The 18897-nt window shown below is 71.6% G+C and carries 12 protein-coding genes; 7 read left to right on the top strand and 5 right to left on the bottom strand.

Annotated features, from left to right (window positions below):
* Window positions 1-301: 301 nt before the first annotated feature.
* A complete protein-coding gene (locus WMF44_RS03835; protein WP_437297760.1) occupies window positions 302-2617 on the top strand; it encodes an FAD-dependent oxidoreductase in 2316 nt (771 codons plus the stop codon).
* A gap of 30 nt (window positions 2618-2647) precedes the next feature.
* On the opposite strand, the gene WMF44_RS03840 is transcribed toward WMF44_RS03835, so the two are convergent.
* Complete coding sequence (locus WMF44_RS03840) at window positions 2648-3523, bottom strand: ATP-grasp domain-containing protein (protein WP_437297761.1); 876 nt, start codon at window positions 3521-3523, stop codon at window positions 2648-2650.
* Between the two features lie 248 nt (window positions 3524-3771).
* Between WMF44_RS03840 and WMF44_RS03845 the strand changes: the two genes are divergently transcribed.
* Window positions 3772-6357 carry an SUMF1/EgtB/PvdO family nonheme iron enzyme gene (locus WMF44_RS03845; protein ID WP_437297762.1) on the top strand — a complete coding sequence of 862 codons (2586 nt, stop codon included), beginning with the start codon at window positions 3772-3774 and terminating at the stop codon, window positions 6355-6357.
* 91 nt (window positions 6358-6448) lie between these two features.
* Here the strand turns inward: WMF44_RS03845 and WMF44_RS03850 are convergent, their stop codons facing one another.
* Window positions 6449-7105: a hypothetical protein gene (locus WMF44_RS03850; RefSeq protein ID WP_437297763.1), complete on the bottom strand. Its 657-nt coding sequence runs from the start codon at window positions 7103-7105 to the stop codon at window positions 6449-6451.
* Between the two features lie 777 nt (window positions 7106-7882).
* On the opposite strand from WMF44_RS03850, the gene WMF44_RS03855 reads away from it, so the two are divergent.
* Window positions 7883-8182 (top strand): hypothetical protein, encoded by a 300-nt coding sequence (locus tag WMF44_RS03855; protein ID WP_437297764.1) that lies wholly within the window; start codon window positions 7883-7885, stop codon window positions 8180-8182.
* Between the two features lie 22 nt (window positions 8183-8204).
* On the opposite strand, the gene WMF44_RS03860 is transcribed toward WMF44_RS03855, so the two are convergent.
* A complete protein-coding gene (locus WMF44_RS03860) occupies window positions 8205-9638 on the bottom strand; it encodes a sigma 54-interacting transcriptional regulator (RefSeq protein ID WP_437297765.1) in 1434 nt (477 codons plus the stop codon).
* A 187-nt stretch (window positions 9639-9825) separates the two neighbouring features.
* Between WMF44_RS03860 and WMF44_RS03865 the strand changes: the two genes are divergently transcribed.
* Complete coding sequence (locus tag WMF44_RS03865; RefSeq protein ID WP_437297766.1) at window positions 9826-10293, top strand: hypothetical protein; 468 nt, start codon at window positions 9826-9828, stop codon at window positions 10291-10293.
* Between the two features lie 64 nt (window positions 10294-10357).
* On the opposite strand, the gene WMF44_RS03870 is transcribed toward WMF44_RS03865, so the two are convergent.
* Window positions 10358-11230, bottom strand: a complete 873-nt coding sequence (locus tag WMF44_RS03870) for an SDR family NAD(P)-dependent oxidoreductase (protein ID WP_437297767.1) — start codon at window positions 11228-11230, stop codon at window positions 10358-10360.
* Window positions 11231-11323: 93 nt separating this feature from the next.
* Here WMF44_RS03870 and WMF44_RS03875 point away from each other — a divergent pair, with 93 nt between their 5' ends.
* The gene (locus tag WMF44_RS03875; RefSeq protein WP_437297768.1) at window positions 11324-12304 is read left to right on the top strand and encodes a LysR family transcriptional regulator; all 981 of its coding nucleotides are present in this window, start codon (window positions 11324-11326) and stop codon (window positions 12302-12304) included.
* Here WMF44_RS03875 and WMF44_RS03880 read toward each other — a convergent pair.
* On the bottom strand, window positions 12289-15726 hold the full coding sequence (locus WMF44_RS03880; protein ID WP_437297769.1) for a DNRLRE domain-containing protein: 3438 nt from the start codon (window positions 15724-15726) through the stop codon (window positions 12289-12291). The two genes, WMF44_RS03875 and WMF44_RS03880, sit on opposite strands and share 16 nt — an antisense overlap.
* Window positions 15727-16483: 757 nt before the next feature.
* On the opposite strand from WMF44_RS03880, the gene WMF44_RS03885 reads away from it, so the two are divergent.
* Window positions 16484-17977 (top strand): B12-binding domain-containing radical SAM protein, encoded by a 1494-nt coding sequence (locus WMF44_RS03885; protein ID WP_437297770.1) that lies wholly within the window; start codon window positions 16484-16486, stop codon window positions 17975-17977.
* Between the two features lie 354 nt (window positions 17978-18331).
* Window positions 18332-18757: an STAS/SEC14 domain-containing protein gene (locus tag WMF44_RS03890; RefSeq protein ID WP_437297771.1), complete on the top strand. Its 426-nt coding sequence runs from the start codon at window positions 18332-18334 to the stop codon at window positions 18755-18757.
* Window positions 18758-18897 lie beyond the last annotated feature (140 nt).

The following is an 18897-nucleotide window of genomic DNA, read 5'->3' on the forward strand; positions in this document are numbered from 1 at the left end:
CTCCTGTTGATGCTCTCCACGAGGCGCCGCCCTCGCTGCACAGCCTGCGGGGCGGATTCAGCACGTTTGTCGGTCCAGAGATCCAGATGGGCTCCTGTGGAGAACCGGAGATCGTTGTTATTTTTCCATCGTGTTGCTTGGCTCCGTTCTCCACCCCCGATGGCGGGGAGGCGCCGCGGTCACTAGGCTCGATTCTGGACGGTGCCGGCGATCGCGGCCCGTCTATTGGGGCCGCGGCTATGGGTCGACAGCGCGTCTGTCAGGGGGGAGCCATGGGACAGCATCGAACCAGGGGGGAGCCATGGGACGACATCGAGCGATCGTGATCGGGACGGGGTTTGGTGGAGCCGTCTCTGCCTGTCGTCTCGCGCAGGCCGGATTTGCGGTGACCGTGCTCGAGCGTGGTCGCCGGTACGACCAGGAAGTCCCCGAGTTTCCAAGAGGCCGACTCGACCAGTTGCTCTGGAGCAAGACGGGAGGGCTGTACGACGTCCGGCCTGTCGATCAAATGCGCGTCGTGCAATCGGCGGGCTACGGTGGCGGCTCCCTGATCTATGCGAACGTGCACCTGCGCGCGCCGGCGGAGGTCTTCGCGCGCGGGTGGCCCAAGGGCTACAGCCGCGAGGCGCTCGACGCTTATTACGATCTGGTCGCCTATATGCTGGACATCCAGCCGATCACCAGCTCGCCGGGGGGGCTGCCCCCGAAGACGCGGCAGATGTCCGAGGCGCTGGCCAGGCTGCGCCGCAAGGAGCAGCTCTTCTATCCGCCGCTGGCGATCAACTTCTCCGAGGAGCCGGGGCTCCGCCCGAACAAGTTCGGGGTGTTGCAGGGTGGGTGCGTCGACTGCGGCGAGTGCACCATCGGCTGCGTCCATCGGGCGAAGAACACCCTGGACATGAACTATCTCGCGGTCGCGGAGCGCGCCGGCGCGACGATGCGCACGGAGTGCGAGGTCACGCTGATAGAGCCGCTCTCCGGCGCGGGGGGGCCACGGTACCGCGTCGCATACCGTGACCGCGGGCGCGGCGGACAGGAGCTGTTCGAGGAGGCCGAGCACGTCTTCGTCTGCGCGGGCTCGCTCGGCTCGACCGAGCTGCTCCTGCGTTGCAAGGAGGCGGGCGCGCTGCCGCGGCTCAGCGCGCAGCTCGGCGCGGGGTACTCGGGCAACGGGGATCTGCTCGCCCTCGGCTTCGATGTCGCCGAACCATTCGAGCCGGAGAGGGGGCCGCCCATCACCGCGGGCGTCGTCTACGCGGGCAGCCCCGGCCGTGACCAGGCGTGGTTCCTGGTGGAAGACGGTGGCTTCCCGAGGCAGCTCTGGCCGATCATCAAGCTCGCGAGGCCGCACATCGACTGGCGCTCCTGGCCGGCGCCGGCGCTGGACAGGCCCCTCTCGCCCGCGGCGGCGCCGCCGACCGGCGCCGCGCTCGACGAGACCATGCGGGCGGCCTCGGAGCGGGAGCCGCCCGCGGTCACGCCGGAGGAGATGCGGAACACCGCGGTATTCCTGGTCATGGGGAGAGACATCGCCAACGGGCGGCTGGAGCTCGTGCGGGGCAGAAAGCTGTCGATCCGGTGGGATGTCCCGTCGAATCTCCTGCTCTACAGCGTTGAAGAGCGGCTCGCCCAGGACATCGTGGCGCAGCTCGGGGGCGCTTATGCGGTCTCGCCTTTCTGGCGGTTCGCGCACCTGCCGATCACGGTCCACAGCCTCGGCGGGTGCCGGATGGGCGACAGCGAGGAGGAGGGCGTCACCAGCGGGCTTGGTGAGGTGTTCAACTATCCAAACCTCTTCGTTCTCGACGGCGCGATCCTGCCGGCGGCGACCGGCGTGAACCCCTCGCACACCATCGCCGCGGTGGCCGAGCAGAACATCGAGCGGATCATCCGTCGGATCACGGGGCAGCCGGGCTGGACGCCGCCGGAGCGGGCGCACGCCGCGCCCTACGCGGATCCGCTGACCGCCATCGCGCTACCCGCCGGAGGGACGGCGCCGCCGCGGCATCCGGGGCTTGGTCTGACGTTCCGAGAGCGCCTCTCCGGCTCCTGGGAGAGCACCCCGTCGGCGGCGGACGCCCGGCGCGCGGCGCCTCGCCCGGTGCGCCTTCACCTGCGCATCACGATCTCCTATCTGGCCAGGTTCATCGCCGATCCGGCGCATCCCGGGCTCGTGACGGGGACGCTGTTCGTGGGGGGGCTGACCACGGGAGAGACTCCGATCAGGGAAGGCGTCTGGAATCTGTTCGTCGCCACAGGGACCGGCCCAGCGCGGGAGATACGCTACGTGCTCCCCTTCGACGGCGGCGACGGCCGGCGGTTCACGCTGCGCGGCGCCCGGGTGTTCCGGCCGCTCGGCGCCTTCGCCTTGTGGCGGCTGTGGAGGAGGGGCGCCGCGCTCCCCTTCCGGATCCAGGAGGGGGATGACGAGCATTTGAGCGTCGTGGGCGAGGGGGTGACGCGGCTCCGGCCGATCGACGTGGCGCACCTCCTCCTGTCGTTCCGCGTCTCGGGGGCAGCGGCTCTGAGCGACAAGACGCGCGCGCTGTTTGGCTTTCTCACGTTCTTCTTCCTCTCCCTCCTCCGGATCGCGCGGGGACGATCCTCATCGAGCTGACCTATCGACGCGCGCATGTCCCCCGGCGCCTCAACCCAGCACCGCCCCGTAGAAGTCGCGCGGATCCATCTGCTCGGGGAAGACCGAACAGCCGCCGTCGTTGATCTCGATCACCGTGTACCCGCCGCGCTCGAGCCGGGCCACGTCCGCCGTGAAGAACGGGGAGCCGATGACCTGCCCGAGATAGGCGAACTGCCCCGGATGCTCGAGCGTCGAGTCGACGTCGTAATACGGCGCATGCGCCGCCAGCCGCCCCTCCCAGAACACGAGGCGGTGCTCGTCGGTCACGCGGCGCTGGCCGGGCGCCCAGCCGGGCAGCGTCGCGAGGTCGAGGTACTTTCTCACGACGAACCCCCGCTCGAAGCGGTCCCCGCGGAGCTCCAGGATCTTCTCGCACACCTCGGCGAAATCGTCGTACGTGGCGCCCTCGGGCACGAAACACGCACGATGCCAGAGCTCCTTGACCGATTTCACGTGGTCCTTCACCACCCACGGCGGCGGCCCGAGCTCGAGGGCCGCCTCCCACGCTTCCCGGATGTCTTCGCCCTCGGTCCACCGCGTGGGCGCCGTCTTGTCGCCGAGCAGCGGGACGTAACTGGGCATGTACATCGCCTCGGCGAAGCTCTCCGGATCGACGACGAGCTCCTCGCCGCGGTCCTGCATGGCCTCGTACAGGCCCGTGTATTCTTCTTCGCTCAACATCCATCCCCGGTAGAGCCACGTCCGGCGCCGGGGCCTCGGCAGCCGGCGCAACGCGCGCTCCGGCTCGCCGTTCACGACGGGATCGAGCGGGATCGCGTAGGACTCGATGCCGAGCTCCTCGGCGGCCAGCACGTCGATCTCGAAGCGATCCTCGGCGAACTGAGGGACATGGGGTCTTCCGAAGAGGATGGTGACGTCGCTCATGGAGTCCTCCTGGGTGCCGCCGCGCCAGGGTCCGGGTCGGCGCGGCGGGGCGGACAAGGTGGATCCACGTTCGCGAAGAACCAGTCTTGCGAAGAGCGATCGCTTGCGAGAGGATAGGCTCAACGGGGGCGAAAATCGGGTCTTTCAACACCTGTCGGGTTGAGCCCGGCGCGCCCGGACGATAGAGTCGGCGCGGACCTCGGCCGTGGGGAGCAGCGCCCCGGCGCGATCCGCGGAGTGGACGACGCATGAGCCTCAGCGACCGCGATCAGATGGCGCTGACGCAGCCCGCATGCGGCGCGCCCGCCTCGACCGAGCCTGGAAGCGCGCCGCCGGCCGGCGCGGCGTCGGACGTCACGTTCAGGCTGCGCGAGACCCCGGGCGCCACGGCCCCCGAGCAGCCGCCCATCTCCGTCACGGCCCCCGAGCGCCTGTCCGCGGAGGAGCGCTACGAGGATCTCGGCTGCATCGGGCGCGGGGGCATGGGCGAGGTGCGCCGCGTGCGCGATCGCATCCTGGGGCGCGTGCTCGCGATGAAGATCCAGTCGTCCGAGGCGCGCGACGCGACGCCCGATCGCGCCCGCTTCCTCGCCGAGGCGCGCCTGACCGCGGCGCTCCAGCACCCCGGGATCGTTCCCGTGCACGAGTGCGGCGAGCTCGCCGACGGGCGGCTGTGGTTCACGATGAAGGAGGTCCGCGGGCGCACGCTCGGCGAGGTGATCGCCGAGGCGTACGCGGCCGGCGGCGGGAGCCTCTCGCCCGTCGCGCTGCGGCGGGCGGTCGACACGTTCCTCCGCGTCTGCGAGGCCGTGGCGTACGCGCACAGCCGCGGCGTGATGCACCGCGACCTCAAGCCCGCCAACGTGATGATCGGCGAGTTCGGCGAGGTCCTGGTGATGGACTGGGGCCTCGCGCGGCCCGCCGCGCCGCTGCGCGGGTCGCCCGGGGCCGCGGGCGCGGCGGACGTGATCGAGGCGGCCCCGCTCACGCAGCCCGGCGAGGTGCTGGGCACGCTGCTCTACATGGCCCCGGAGCAGGCGCGAGGCGAGGGCGATCGCCTCGGCGCGGCGAGCGACGTCTACGCGCTCGGCGTCGTGCTCTACGAGATCCTCGCCGGGCGCCACCCTTACGGCGGCCAGCCCGCGGCGGTCTGGGGCGCGCTCCTCACCGGCGGGCTCAGGCCGGTCGAGGCGAGCGCCCCCCACGAGGTGCCCGCGGAGCTCGCGGCGATCTGCGCCCGCGCGATGGCGCTCGCCCCGGAGGCTCGCCACCCGGACGCGGCCGCGCTCGCGGCCGACGTCAGGAGCTGGCTCGACGGCGCGCGGCGGCGCGAGCGCGCGCTCGCGATCGTGGACCATGCCCGCGCGATCCAGCCGGAGATCGAGGCGACGCGGGCGCGCGCCCGGGCGCTGCGCGACGAGGCGCGGGCGATCCTCGACGGCCTGAGCTCGTTCGATCCGGCCGAGCAGAAGGCGCGCGGGTGGCGGCTCGAGGACGAGGCGGAGCGCCTGGAGCGGGAGGCGTCGCTCGGCCAGGTCGAGTGGATGCAGGTCCTCCGCTCGGCGCTGAACGAGGCGCCGGATCTCCGCGAGGCGCACGAGGCGCTGGCCGATCACTACGCCGAGGAGCTCGCCCAGGCCGAGGAGGCGCGGGATCCGCGGGGGGCGGCGCGCGCCGAGGCGCTCCTCCGGCAGCACGACCGCGGGCGCCACGCGGTGCTGCTCGCCGGCGACGGGGCGCTCACCCTGGCGACCGTGCCCGCGGGGGCGCGGGTCTCCCTCCACCGCTACGTCGAGCGCGACCGGAGGCTCGTGCCCGAGCTCGCGCGCGAGCTCGGCCCGACGCCCCTGCTCGAGGTGGCGCTCCCGCGCGGCAGCTACCTCCTCACGCTGCGCGCGCCGGGGTACCACGACGCGTGTTATCCCGTGCTCATCGAGCGCGGGCGGCGCTGGGACGGCGTCCGGCCAGGCGGGGAAGGGGCCCACCCGGTGCGCCTCCTTCGCCTCGGCGAGCTCGGCGAGGACGACCTCTACGTGCCGGCCGGCTGGTTCCTCGCCGGCGGCGATCCGGACGCGGGGGACAGCCTCCCGCGGACGCGGCTCTGGTGCGACGGCTTCATCGTCCGGAGGCACCCGGTCACCAACGCCGAGTACCTCGCCTTCCTCAACGCGCTCGTCGCGAGCGGGCGGGAAGCCGAGGCCCTCGAGTGCTGCCCGCGCCTCTCGCTCGGCCGCGCCGCCTCGGGATCGAGCCCGGACTCGCTCCGGTTCGAGCGGGCAGACGACGGCCGCTTCCGGCTCGGGTGCATCCAGACCGACGTCCAGGAGGAGCCGAGGATGCCCGTCGCGTTCGTCCACTGGCGAGCGGCGATGCGTTATGCGGCGTGGTACGCCGCCGGGACGGGCGCGCCGTGGCGCCTCTTGAACGAGCTCGAATGGGAGAAGGCGGCGCGGGGCGTCGACGGCCGGTGCATGCCCTGGGGTGATTTCCTGGAGCCGACCTGGGGTTGCATGCTGGGCAGCCACGAGGGCGTCGCCGGCCGGCGGCCCGTCGACGACTTCCCGCAGGACGAGAGCCCTTATGGCCTGCGCGGCGCGGCGGGCAACGTGCGCGACTGGTGCATCAACGCGTGGAAGCGCGAGGGGGCCCGGACCGAAGCGGGGGTCGTGCTGCTCGATCCGGCGGACGACGGCGACGCGGATTTCCGCGCGGCGCGGGGCGGCGCGTGGTCGACGTCGCCGAACCTCTGCCGGGCGGCGGGGCGCTTCGCGGGCAAGCCCGGGGATCGCTTCGGGGGGATCGGGTTCCGGCTGGCGCGCCCGGCGCCGGGGTGAGCGGCGCAGCGCTCGGCCGCCCGGCGCTGGAGGCCTGCCCGGGCGCGCCTGGGGCGGCGCCCCCGGGCGAGGCGTCAAGCGCGCTGGCCGCTCACGCGGGCCTCATCACGCCATGGTAGTGGTACCAGGCGCTCTGAGGGTCGATGTGGCGCGGATCGATCGACGGCGTATCCCCCACGAACACCTGCGTGAAGTTCACCTTGCTCGGGGTGTTCTGGAAGATGAGGCCGTTCTGGGGCCGATCCATCTTGTACCAGATCGTGTTGCGCAGCTCGCCGGAGCTGCCGAGCTCCACGAGGAGGCCGATCCGGCGCCCGATCGGCCCGTCCGGATCGACGGCCCAGTAGAGCGCGCTGGCCGCGGAGGTCGGCTGGTAGATGCCCTGAGTCCACTGCTGCCCCGACACCTCCTGGTCCGTCGAGAGGACGCTGCCCCCGGCGAGCCAGTCCCGGAACTCCTTGGGGTAATCCGGCGCTCCCGGGCGGTTCGTGAACCCGAACGAGACGAGGGTGATCGCCCTCGACTTGAAGGCGGCGAGCCTCGACCAGTACTCGGTCTTCGCCGTGAATCCGCCGGGGGGCGTCACGCCCGTCACGGCCACGTGCAGGAGCGCGGTCCCGGTGCTCGTCTCGATGAAGCGGAGCTTCGAGTCGATGGGGATCTGGTGTTTGTTCGGCTCATCCGTCCCCTTGGGCAAGAGGTCTCCCCGCGTGATACCCAGCTCGCCCGTGCTCGATACAGTGCTCATGGCTTGATGAACTCCTCGTCTCGTGTGTGGAACCTCGGAATATTAACCGGAGAAGGCGACAGCGTCGCTGGCCGCCGACTGCTCGACCGCGTCCGGCGGGGCGAGATCCTCTGCGGCCGACTCTCCAGCGGGCGTCATGGCGCAACCAGCGAGCAACGAGAAGGACAACGAAGCGAACAGCGCACGCATCATGATAGAGCTCCCTTCGAGGTGTGCCTGCGCGCTCTCCTGCCGAGATGGCGGCGCCGCGCGCGGCGATTGGCCTTTCAGCAGGCGTCGTGCCACCGCGAGGAGACGAGGATTCGGGCGGGATCCGAGGAGCTATCGCGCCCCGGCACGGCAGGTCGGGTCACCCTCGCCCGACTTGAGCAAGACCTGCGCGAGCGGCGCTTGCGCGAGCGCGGCGCGTCCTCGACAGCCGTCCCGAGCGCGGGCCTCACCTCGTCGTCCGAGGGGGGGGCGTTCGTGCTGTAAATGTTTATTGTTGTTTGAATTTCGAGATCGGCGCTCGGCGGTAGCTCTGCATTGAAGGGGCGAGGTAAGGTGTGATATGTGTCGCCTATGAAGGTTGGGGGAATTCATCTCATCACAGTTGCTGCGTTTCTCGCCTGTGGGTGCGCCTCCTCTTCGCCGCCCGCGCCCTCGACGCCGGAGAGCCTGGGGGCCGGTGCCCCGGGGGCGGCCGTCGCTCAGCCGGCGGCCCCGGCCGACGACACCGCCGCCGCGGGCCCTGCCGGTCCCCGGAGCCGCCGCTATCCGCTGGAGGAGCTGCGGAGGGTGGCTCGCGTCGCGTCCGCGCGCTGCAAGAAGGCAAATGCGCCCTCGGACTCGACGTGCCTCCTCACCGAGGCCACACCATTCCTCAAATACCGGCCCGAGGATCCGGATTGCCGTTACGTGTCGGGTACCGCGCTGTCCGTCGCCGAGTGCTCCGATTTCGAGGAAGGCTGCCAGAGCGTGGATGCCAAGGACCTCGACCACCAGATCGCAGCCCTGCAGGACGCTGGCAAGGACTGCAATCGCGAGCCCACCGACTCCGAGCGGGCAGAGCTGCTGAAGCTCCTCGGCGCGAAGTGAGGCCCTGCGCCGTCGGGGCGCGTCAGCGCGTGCCCTTGCCCTTGCGCGGCCGCGGGATGCCGTAGGCGCTCAGCCGGGCCACGAAGGTGCGGCGGGGCATGCCGAGGAGCACCGCGGCCTGCGTCTGGTTCCCCGCGCACTGCTCCAGCGCGTCGACGATCCGCCGCCGCTCGATCGCGTCGAGCTCGCTCCGAAGGCCGGCCGCGCCCTCGGCCGGGGGTGGCGTGGCGGCCTCGGCAGGCACCGCCGCGGGGCGCGGCTCGACGGGCGCCGCCGCGGGGCGCGGCTCGGAGGGCGGCAGCGCGGCGGCGGCGTCGAGCAGGAGGTGCTCCGGGAGCAGCGTGTCCCCGCCGGAGAGCACGACCGCGCGCTCGATGACGTTGCGCAGCTCGCGGATGTTGCCAGGCCAGCGGTGCGCCTCCAGCGCGGCGAGCGTCTCGGGGGCGAACGCCGGCGCCGGGCGCCCGAGCGCGCTCGCGGTCCGATCGGCGAGCAGGCGAGCGAGCGGCGCGATCTCGGCGATCCGCGCCCGGAGCGGCGGGATCGTCAGCGCGATGCCGTTCAGCCGGAAGAACAGATCCTCCCGGAAAGCGCCCCGCTTCACCTCGGCGGCCAGATCGCGGTTCGTCGCCGAGATGAAGCGCACGTCGATGGGCCGCGGGCTCAGCCCCCCGACGCGCATCACCTTCCGCTCCTCGAGCACGCGCAGGAGCTTCACCTGGATGCTGGCCGGCAGCTCGCCCACCTCGTCGAGCAGCACCGTGCCCTTCTCGGCCGTCTCCAGGAGGCCCGACTTCGCCTGGACCGCGCTCGTGAACGCGCCCCGCTCGTGGCCGAACAGCTCGCTCTCGAGGAGCGTCTCCGAGAGCGCCGCGCAGTTGAGCCGCACGAACGGCCCCTGCGCGCGCGGCGAGCGCCGGTGGATGTGCTCGGCCAGCACCTCCTTGCCGGCGCCCGTCTCGCCGAGCAAGAGCACGGTGATCGGCGCGCCGGCCACGCGCTCGGCCAGCGCGTAGAGCCGCTCCATGGCCGGGTCGAGCACGATGGGCTGGCCCTGCCCCTGGCCCGGCGCCGCGCTCGCGGCGCCCTCGCGCGGCAAGATCACGATCAGCGTCGAGCCGAGGTTCACCGCGTCCCCGACCGAGAGCTCCATCGTCTTGCCCTGCTCTGGCTGGAGCTCCAGGAGCTTGGTCGTCGGCCCGGCGCTGCGCTCGCGGCGGAGGCGGGTCCCGTTCGCGCTCCCGAGGTCCTCGATCGCGATGGGCGGGCCGAGGTGGATGATCGCGTGCCGGCGCGAGACGGAGCTGTCGTCGATCGGGACGTCGTTCTCCGGCGACCGGCCGAGCGACACCCGGCCCTCGGCGGGCAGCGGGTGCCGGGTCACGCGGCCCCCGGCGAACACCGCGAGCTCCAGGGCGCCCTGTACATCGTTCCGGGTGGACTTCGCGGCGGCCACGGTTCTCTCCCTGTTCACTCCGCCTGGTTCTACCTCGTCGCGCCGCCCCCGTCTGCTGACGTCTCGATCCACGCGCGCGCGCCGGCTGGCGCGCCGTCATGGTCCCCCGGGTGGCCGCGGGACGGCGAGCGCTGGAGGAACCTCGCTGCGTTGCGGGCGATGAAGCGGGTATGGTACTTGTCGCTCCATGAGGCCTGGGGGGTCCTTGCTCGTCCTCGCCGGCGCGTGCGCGCTCCTCGCGAGCGCGTGCTCCGGAGCGCCGCAGCCCGCCGCGGGCCCGCGGACCGCCGGCGCCGCGAGCGCCGAGCCCGCCCGCCCCCGGGTCCCCATGTATCCGGCGGCCGAGCTGGACCGGATGGCGCGCATCGCCGCCGCGCGCTGCAAGAAGGCGAATACGCCGTCGGACGCGGCGTGTCTCCTCACGAACGCCTCCTCCTTCCTGAGGTACCCCCCCGGGGATCCCGATTGCCGCTATGTCGCGGGGACCGCGCTCTCGGTCGCCGAGTGCTCCGAGTTCGAGGAAGGATGCTTGAGCGTGGATCCCCAGGATCTCGTCCGCCAGCTCGATGTCCTGCAGAGCGCCGGGAAGGACTGCCAGCGCGAGCCGACCGACGCCGAGCGCGCCGAGGTGCTGCGGCGCGCCGGCGCGAAGTGACGCGCTGGCCTCCTTGCCATTGCGCGAACAACCGAGCGCCGAGAGCCGGAGAGGATTGCGGTGGTTAGGAAGTTTCCGCGCCGCCCGCCGCGGCGTCCACCGTTGTGTCGAGCGCGATCGCCTCGGTGCGGTCGACGTCGGCCGCGACGCTGGCGAGCTTCGCGCGGATGCCGCTCACCGCGTCGGCGCCGAGCGGCAGGCGGAGCGGCATCGGGTCGAGCCCGACCGCATCGACGATCGCGCGAGCCGCCTTCGCTGGATCGCCCGGCTGCGATCCGTCGGACCCGGCCGCGTACGCGCGCGTCGCGCCGACGGTGGGCGCGTAGGCGTCGAGCGCTGGCATCGACCGGAAGGCGCCCCCGAAGAGGCGCGTGCGGAACGCGCCCGGCTCGACGATGAGGACGCGGACGCCGAGCGGCGCGAGCTCGGCGGCCATGCACTCCGAGAGCCCCTCGAGCGCGTGCTTCGCGGCGCAGTAGGCGCCGAAGCCGGGCCCCGTCGTGAGGCCGCCCATGCTCGTGATCTGGACGATCGCGCCGCTCTTGCGGCCGCGCATGTGCGGCAGCACCTCGCGGGTGAGCGCCACGGCGCCGAAGAACATCGCCTCCATCGCGGCGCGGAGCTCCTCGTCGCCGGTCTCCTCGACCGCGCCGACAAGGCTGTAGCCGGCGTTGTTCACGAGCACGTCGATCCGGCCGAAGCGCGCGAGCGCCGCCGCGACGCCGCGGCGGATGTCGTCCGGCTTCGTGACGTCCAGCCTCACGACCTCGACGCGCGCCGGCGCCTCCGCCGCGAGGCCCGCGAGCGCGCCCTCGCCGCGCGCCGCCGCCACGACCGCGTCGCCGCGCCGGAGCGCCTCCTCGGCGATCGCGCGGCCGAAGCCCGAGGACGCGCCGGTGATGAACCAGATCCTGGATCCGCTGTTTGCAGTGCTCATGGGTCTCTCTCCTCTGCTTTCGACGGGGAGCCTACGTCACGGCGCTGCGCCCAAAAACGGGGTGAATCTGCACGCGATGTTAAGCTGCACTTCATGATCCAGGACGACCTCGCGGGCCTGTCGGTGCTCCTCGTCGTGGCCGAGAAGCGGAGCTTCACCCGGGCGGCGGCGGAGCTGCGCGTGACGCCCTCGGCGGTGAGCCAGACGATCACCGGGCTCGAGCGGCGGCTCGGCGTGCGGCTCCTCCAGCGCACGACGCGCAGCGTGGGCCTGACCGAGGCCGGCGCCCGCTTCCTCGAGCGGCTCCGGCCCGCGCTGGCGGAGGTCCGCGCCTCGTTCGAGGCGCTCGACGAGCTGCGCGAAAGGCCTGCGGGGACGCTGCGGCTGAACGTGCCGAGGATCGCGTGCCGGCAGGTGATCGAGCCGGTGCTCGCGGCGTTCGTCGCGGCCTACCCGGAGATCCGCGTCGACGTGGCGATCGAGGACGGGCTCGCGGACATCGTCGCGCGAGGGTTCGACGCGGGCATCCGCCTCGGCGAGACGCTCGACAGCGAGATGATCGCGGTCCGCGTCAGCGAGGACCAGCGCATGGCCGTCGTGGGGTCGCCGGCGTATCTTTCCGCGCGCGGCAAGCCGAGGCACCCGCGGGAGCTGCACGCGCACGCGTGCATCAACTACCGGCAGATCACGAGCCAGAACGTCTACAGGTGGGAGTTCACCGAGAACGGGAAGGACTTCGACATCGCGGTGAGCGGTCCTCTCGTGTGCAACGATCCCGATCTCATGGTCCGCGCCGCGGCCGACGGCATCGGGCTCGCCTACGTCCTGGAGGCGACGGTGCGGGACGAGCTCCGCGGCAAGCGCCTCGCGCGCGTCCTCGAGGGCTTCTGCCCGCCCTTCCCGGGGTACTTCCTTTACTACCCGAGCCGGGCGCACGTGCCGCCCAAGCTCTCGGCGTTCATCGACTTCCTGCGCAGGCGCGGGAGCCGCGGGCGGCGCGGCGGTCGAGGGGTGTCACCGAGAGCGATGGGGCGGACAGGCGCTGTCGATCCGGCGGATCACTCGCCCGCGTGATAGCAGACGTCGAGCTTCGGCCTGCGCGCGACGTCGGGATACTCGCTCGCGCGGAAGTCGGTCCTGTTGTTCGCGTCGACCAGCGCGACACCGTGGTTCGGCTGCGCGCCGTCGACCCAGCCCTGCACGAGGGACGTCAGATCGGCGGTGACGAACGCGTCGGTCTGCGCCAGCGTGGCGAGGGAGGCCTCGACCGCCGGGCCGTATCCGCTGAACCCGCCCCCATGGAGCGTCGATTCCTCCCAGGCGCCGTTCACGCGGTGCACGGTCACGACGCTGCCCTCGGGCTTCCAGGCATAAGACAGCGATAGCGTCGCCGAGATCACGCTGGAGCCCTCCGGGATGAACGACAGATCGTAGGCGAGGACCGCCGTCGCCGGCTGGACCGCGCTCGCGCTGGTGATGAGGTAGGGATACGCGCCGTACGCCCAGCCCGTCGTGGGGCCCTCGACGAAGGAGTCCTGCACGGCGCCAAACGCGCCGCGCCGCACGCTGACGCACTCGAGGTCGCAGGCGTTGCCGAGGCCGTCGCCGTCCGAGTCGCCTTGAGCGGCGTTGGGCTCGGCCGGGCAGTTGTCGCTCGCGTCGGGAACGCCGTCGCCATCCAGGTCCGGCGCGGGCGCGACGCGGAAGCGCGCGACGCCGGGGTCATGGTCGCTGGCCTGGTCGGCGAACTCCGCATTGACGTGGACGACGTCGAAGCCCACGAGCTTCGGCCCGGCCAGGTTGGCGCTGACAAGCACGTGGTCGAGCGACTGGCCATTGCCGTCGTACACGTACGTGTAGCGCTCCTCCGGCGGGAGCGTCTCGATGAGCGTCGTCAGCCCGGCGTCCTTGAGGATGCCGAGCGGCGCCGAGAACTGGAAGTCGTTCAGGTCGCCCAGGACAACGACGTTGGCGGAAGGATCGCTGTCGAGGATCTGCCGCACGAAGCCGGCCACCACGGTGGCCTGCTGCCGCCGCTGGGCCTCGCTCGAGAGGGTCGGGGGCTGGAAGCGCCCATAGAGCGGCTCGTCGCCGCCCTTGGAGTTCCAGTGGTTGGCCACCACGAACAGCGGCTGGCCGTTCCAGCGGAACTCGCCCGCCAGCGGCTTGCGGCTGCTGGCGAAGGCCGGATTGCCCGGGTCGATGCGGCCGGGGCTGTAGCGCAGCGACACGCCGCCCGCGCCGCCGAGCACCTCGTTCGGCGTCAGGGCGCCGGCGCCCGGGCGATCGACGAACTCGAGCCCGCGATCGGTCCGGAACAGGAAGCCCACGCGGATGTTGCCGCCGGGCTCCCCGCCGTCCGTGCCGTCGGTCGGATCGATGCTGCGGAATTGATAGGTGCTGGGCCCGCCCGGCACGGCCGCGATCGCGGCGATGAGCCGCGCGAACGTGGTCGAGGCGTCCACCACTCCATTGTTGGTCGGGCCGCTGTTGTCCTGGACCTCTTCGAGCGCGACGAGGTCGGGGCTGCCGAGGTTCTCGACGAGGATCCGCGCGAGGCGATCGAACTTGTCCTGCGGGTCGCCCGGATCGAGGTTCTCGACGTTGAACGCGGCCACGTCGAGGTCGTCGGCGGTCCGCGGTCCGAGCGACGTGACCTCGCGCGAGAGCGTCGAGGTCGCCGCCGGGAGCGCCTCGTCGACCGGCAGGAGCTTGTAGTTGGCGAAGTTGTAGTCGACCGTGCCCACGATGGGCCCGGCGAACGTGGCGCCCACGTCGAGGGCGGGCGGCGAGGCGCGCAGGGGCACCTGGAGCAGGATCCGCTCCGGGTTGAAGTCGCCGGGGCTGACGACGACGGCCCCGCGCGCGCTGCGCAGGCCGGCCGCGTCGCCCGTGGCCGCGTCGCGGTCGCCCGGGACCAGCGCGATCTCCGTGGTCCCGGAGCTCGGGAACTCGCGGGTGGGTCCCACGACGGCCGGGGCGTTGATGCTCACCCGCATTCCCTCGAGGCTCTCCCAGAAGTCGATGCCGTCGGACTCGGGGTCGAAGCCGTTCGCGGCCTCGACGCTGCCGCTGGCGTCGTCCTCGATGATCTGCGTCGGGGGGCGGCGCGCGCCGGGGGCGAAGCCGATCGAGACCGGGGCCGGCAGCGCATGGCCGCTCGAGAGGACGGTGATCTGCGGGCGGGCGAGCTCGGTGACCGTCAGGTTGTGGTACGCGCTGCCGCGGGAGGGCGTGCACGGGTCCGCGCAGCCGGCGCGGTACTCCGTGACCTCGCCGGTGAGCTCGACGAGGTCGCCGATCCTCACCGAGGGCGCGGCGCCGGTGAAGACGAGCAGCCCCTCGGAGGTGGCCGGATCGCCGTCCGGCGCCGGCGACTCCACGGTGAAGCCGTTGCTGCGCAGGGTCGCCACGAGGCCTGTCGTCTTCACGACCGCGCCCGAGCGCGGCGAGAGGTGCGCGCGCCCCTGGATGTCGTGGATCGCGAGCGCCTGCGCCGCCTGCGCCGTGGTGAACGAGACCGACACGTCGGCGGGCAGCGGGTCGATCGTGTCGTTGCTCCCCGGGTCCTGTTCCTGCACGCCGCTCGCCCGCACGACGAGGAGGCACGCGGCGCTCGGGGGGAGCGGCTCGGCCGGCGTGAGCGTGAAGGTGAGGGGGCCGCCGCTGGCCACGAACGGGCGCGGGCTGCCCTCGCAGGAGAGCTCGAAGGCATCCGCGACGGCCACCGCCTCGCTGAACGTCACGCTCAGGCTCGCGGTCGGGTCGGCGCTCGTCGCGCCGTCGCCGGGCGCCGTCGAGGTCACCGCCGGCGCGGTGTCGCCGCCGCATTCGAGCGCGGCGGTCGAGGTGTTGCGGGGGGTAGGCGTCCCGGTCGAGAGGTCGTCGGCGTTGCTGCCCGTGTCCTGGCAGCCAGCGCCCTGCCGGAGCGACGCCGTCGCGTTCGCGGTCGCCGGCGCCGGCGCGGCGCCCTCGAAGTAGCTCGCCCCGCCGAAGCCGACCAGATCCTCGATGAGCGCCTCCTGGGCCGCCGAGCAGGGCGCGGTGCCGCCGTTGCAGCCGAGGCCCGTGGCCTGCCGGACGAGGGCGACCTTGCCGGCCGAGCCGCTCATGTTGATGGGGGTCGCATCGACGAGGTCGGCGGCGGGGAGCGGCGCGCCGTTGCCCGAGCCGCCGGCCTCCTGCACGAGGAAGTACTGGCCGGGCTGCAGGGTGATCGCGGGCAGCTCCGTGAGCTGCGTCGTCGTGGCCCCGAGGGCGCCCGTGCCGCTGGCGCTCGCGTACTGGATGGACCACCCCGCGAGCGACACCGGCTCGTTCGACCGATTGAACAGCTCGACGAAGTCGTGCGTGTAGACGGCCCCAGCGTTGCCCCCGCCGCCGTACACCTGGCTGATGACCACGCGCCCGCTCGGGAGGGAGGCGGCGAGCTCGGCGGTCCCGAGATCGCCGGGCTCCGGCGAGCCGCCGCAGCCCGAGGCGGTCGCGAGCGCCATGGCCGCCGTCCATCGAACGCGGTCACGCCGGAGAAGAGAATACCCCGCGCGCGAGAGGGCGCGCGGGAACGAGGATAGCTTTAGCACGATGACACCTGTTGGCCTTCGAAGGCGATTGCAAGGAATGGCCGGAGCAGACAGCAGCGGCCACTTTCACGCTACGCTGGAACGCACATTGTGAATGTCACGTCTCCATGAAATCGCAACTGGCCAGTCCGGCCGACCCCCGGAGCTCGGGATGCTGTGCGAGGAGATGTTTCGATTCGATGATGATCTTGCTGGTAATTGTAATGTTAATTACATTTGAATCGTGCGATTCGTCTACGCGACCATGACGGGGGTGGGACCCGTGCCCGGGCGTTAACCAAGATTCGCGCCGCGTTCTCCTGCCTCTGAACGTTTACGTTTACGTTTACGTGGTCGTGGTCGTGGTCGTTCACGGCCTGCCGTTGACGACCACGACCACGACCACGTTCACGGCCTGCCGTTCACGACCACGTTCACGACCACGTTGGTGACCGATGGTGGGGCGGAGGGGGGCGTGCCCCTGAGCGCGACCGGACGAGCCTGGTTAGCGCCTGAGGATCCGGGGGGCCGACCAAGGTTCCTCTTGTGTCCTCATGTCGTGTGGAGTGCTCGCTGGGCTGACCCCTGCCCAGTGTAGGGCGCATTTGTGGCGCTCCTGCCCGCCTCCTCGTCTCTGTCCTCCTTGCCTCGAGGGTGTGATACGTCCTGAACTGAACCAGGAGTGTCCTCGATGCGCATCGCAATCATCTCGACCTATACGCACCCGAGCCGACTGCTCCGCAAGGAGCGCTCGATCATGCAATCGTCCGTGCCCGAGCTGCTCGCGGCCCTGTGCCCGCCCGACGCCGAGATCGAGCTCTACAACGAGAAGGAAACGGACATCCCGCTCGACCGCCACTGGGACCTGGTGTTCTTCTCGTACCTGCACGCCTACTACGAGCACACCAAGGTCCTCTCCACGCTGTTCCGGCGGCAAGGCATGACCACGGTGGCCGGCGGGCGGCACGCGAGCCATTTCCGCGCGGACGCGCTGCAGTACTTCGACGCCGTGGTCGCGGAGGACCCGGAGGCCAACCTCCCGGCCCTGATCGCCGACTTCCAGCGGGGCGAGCTCCAGCCCGCCTATGCGCTCCCGCCGGTGCCCCCGGAGCAGATCCCCACCTACCGCTATGACCTTGTCGTTTACAGGAACAACCTCGTCCGCCTGCCGGGCATCGAGGCATCGCGCGGGTGCCCCTTCTCCTGCAATTTCTGCGTTTTGACCGGGCACGAACAGTATCGCTATCGCCCCATCGACCACGTGATCCGGGACATCCGCGACCGGATGATCTTCAACCAGCGCATCCCGGGGGTGACCAACAATGTGTTCAGCTTCCTCGACAACAACCTGGGGGGCTCGCCCCGCTACCTGCGCGAGCTCTGCGAGGCGCTGATGCCCCTCAAGAAGATCTGGGGCTGCGCGCTCACGTTCAACGTGCTGCGCGACCCGGAGCTGGTCCGCCTCATGGGGCGGGCAGGGTGCCGCTACGTCTACACAGGGCTCGAGTCGCTGAACCCCGAGTCGATCAGCTCGATGAACAAGGGCCAGAACAAGCTGAGCGAGGTCCGGGAGGTCATCCAGCGGGCCTTCGCGAGCGGGATCGTCCTCTCCTTCGGGCTCCTCGTGGGCGCGGACGGGGACACCAACGATTACCTCGAGCGGGTGCCCGAGTACCTGCATGATCTCGGCGATCACTGCCCGACCTTCCTGGGCATCGTCTGCCCGTACCCGGAGACGCCCTTCTTCGCGCAGGTGGCGGCCGAGGGCCGGCTCCTTCCGGGGGTGATCAGCCGGGACCTCGATGGATACACCCTCTGCCACCGCCCGCCTCGGCTGCACCCCTCCGAGGTGATCGACCATTTCCAGCGCCTGAGCCGCGCGCTGGGGAGCCTCCACAACGTGGGCCGCCACGTGTGGAATCGGCTGATGACGAGCGATCTGCCCCGTTACAAGGCGTGCGTCGTCATGTCGGCGCCCGAGGTGATGAGCCTGCGCGCGCCGCTCGCCAACCGATCACGCAGCTACATCGCCGGGCGCGATCCGATCGAGGCCTGGGACGCGGAGAAGATGCGGGAGCTCGGCCTCGATCCGCAGCGCATCGAGGCGTCGTCCTGCAGAGCCGATCCGCGCGGCCTCGCGCGGATCCGGCCCCGCCGGGCGGGCCGCTCCAGCGCGGCCGCGTGAGGGCATGGGGGATCCGCCATGAAGGGCCGAACAGGCCCCGCGGCGGTCGGGCTCGCTTCGGACATCCAGCCGAGCCCGGACGGACGTGAGGGCGCGCGGGCACGAGCGGCGGCTCCCCTCGTGTCGACCGCTGGCTCCGGCCTTCTCGGAAGAGCGCCGGGCGATGGCGGAGCCGCGGAGTGAAGGCGGCCCCTTCGACGTGCGGGTCAGCTGTTGATACAAGGTGCCTTTCCCAGGAGGGGGTCGGAACGCACAGGAGAATGCTCCGTCCATCCGGGGCAGGTTGCGCAGCTGGGGCCTGACGTGTCCGAAACGTTTGGATCTCTTCTCCGCAGAGGCGCTAGCATGCGGAGCATGAGCGATCTCGGCCCCGAGGACGCGAGCCTCGATGTTCGTGAGGAGCCCGATGGCGTCGTGCGGCTGGAGATCCATGGCGAGCTCACGGAAGACCGAGCGCGCGCTCTCGTCGCCGTGCTACAGCGCGTGTCGGAGGGCGGCCGCGACGTCCTGCTGCTCGCCGACGTGCGTCGCATGGGCTCTATCCTGGCTCCGGCGCGCAAGGTGGCGGCGGACGGGGTGCAGCGCGCGCGCATCGGTGCGGTCGCGATCATCGGAGCGAGCTTTTCGCTGCGCGTGATCGCGACGCTCATCGCGAAGGGCGTGCAGATGCTCACGAGCCAGCCCTATCCACAGCAGTTCTTTGACGCAGAGGGCGAGGCGCGCGCGTGGCTGCTCGCTCGGCGAGACGCGCTCCGGGCCGGGCGGCGCCCGGGCACCTGAGCGATCGCGCGTGTGCTCGGGGGCGCTCCAGGGCAGCCCGTACGGTGACGGTGCCGTGGCAGATCGCGTGATCGCGGCGGTGGGGCTCGCCTCGGACCTCCAGCTGGGCCCGGCGGGCCGTGAGAGTACGCACCCCGCCG

The sequence above is a fragment of the Sorangium sp. So ce426 genome (assembly GCF_051475585.1).
Lineage (GTDB): Bacteria > Myxococcota_A > Polyangia > Polyangiales > Polyangiaceae > Sorangium > Sorangium cellulosum_B.

Bases quoted from the DNA above. Each gene is read 5' to 3' on its own strand.
- WMF44_RS03845 (WP_437297762.1), top strand. From the start codon at position 3,772: ATGAGCCTCAGCGACCGCGATCAGATGGCGCTGACGCAGCCCGCATGC.
- WMF44_RS03890 (WP_437297771.1), top strand. From the start codon at position 18,332: ATGAGCGATCTCGGCCCCGAGGACGCGAGCCTCGATGTTCGTGAGGAG.
- WMF44_RS03885 (WP_437297770.1), top strand. From the start codon at position 16,484: ATGCGCATCGCAATCATCTCGACCTATACGCACCCGAGCCGACTGCTC.
- WMF44_RS03875 (WP_437297768.1), top strand. From the start codon at position 11,324: ATGATCCAGGACGACCTCGCGGGCCTGTCGGTGCTCCTCGTCGTGGCC.
- WMF44_RS03880 (WP_437297769.1), bottom strand. From the start codon at position 15,726: ATGGCGCTCGCGACCGCCTCGGGCTGCGGCGGCTCGCCGGAGCCCGGC.
- WMF44_RS03865 (WP_437297766.1), top strand. From the start codon at position 9,826: ATGAGGCCTGGGGGGTCCTTGCTCGTCCTCGCCGGCGCGTGCGCGCTC.
- WMF44_RS03870 (WP_437297767.1), bottom strand. From the start codon at position 11,230: ATGAGCACTGCAAACAGCGGATCCAGGATCTGGTTCATCACCGGCGCG.
- WMF44_RS03835 (WP_437297760.1), top strand. From the start codon at position 302: ATGGGACGACATCGAGCGATCGTGATCGGGACGGGGTTTGGTGGAGCC.
- WMF44_RS03840 (WP_437297761.1), bottom strand. From the start codon at position 3,523: ATGAGCGACGTCACCATCCTCTTCGGAAGACCCCATGTCCCTCAGTTC.
- WMF44_RS03850 (WP_437297763.1), bottom strand. From the start codon at position 7,105: ATGAGCACTGTATCGAGCACGGGCGAGCTGGGTATCACGCGGGGAGAC.